This is a genomic window from Lactococcus formosensis, assembly GCF_018403745.1.
Lineage (GTDB): Bacteria > Bacillota > Bacilli > Lactobacillales > Streptococcaceae > Lactococcus > Lactococcus formosensis.
Window position 1 is genome coordinate 1 of sequence record NZ_BOVP01000019.1, and the last position, 452, is coordinate 452.

The window sequence follows — 452 nt, forward strand, 5'->3', positions numbered from 1 at the left end:
TTCATCAAACTGCTTCACTAACCGCTTAAGAAAAGCATAGGCTGCTTGTGTGTCCCGTTTTTTACGTAACCAAATATCCAAGGTTAAACCATCTGCATCGATGGCTCGATACAAATAATGCCATTTTCCTTTAATTTTGATGTACGTTTCATCCATTTTCCATGAATAAAAGGATTTTTTATTTTTCTTTTTCCAAATTTGATAGAGTAGTTTGCCATATTCTTGCACCCAACGATAAATCGTCGTATGAGAAACGTTAATGCCACGATCATATAAGATTTCTTGAACTTCACGATAGCTAAGGTTATAACGAAGATAGTAGCCCACGGCTACAATAATCACATCCTGCTGAAATTGCTTTCCTTTAAAATGATTCATCGTCATTCCTCCTGCTATCTTTTTCTATTATTCTACCTTATTTGATAGTAGATTTAAAACTTTGCAACAGAACC

Annotated in this window: 1 pseudogene; it reads right to left on the reverse strand. The window is 34.7% G+C overall.

What is annotated here, in order from left to right:
• A pseudogene (locus tag KJS37_RS10360) lies at nucleotides 1-378 on the reverse strand (IS6-like element IS1216 family transposase); the annotation flags it as partial.
• Nucleotides 379-452 lie beyond the last annotated feature (74 nt).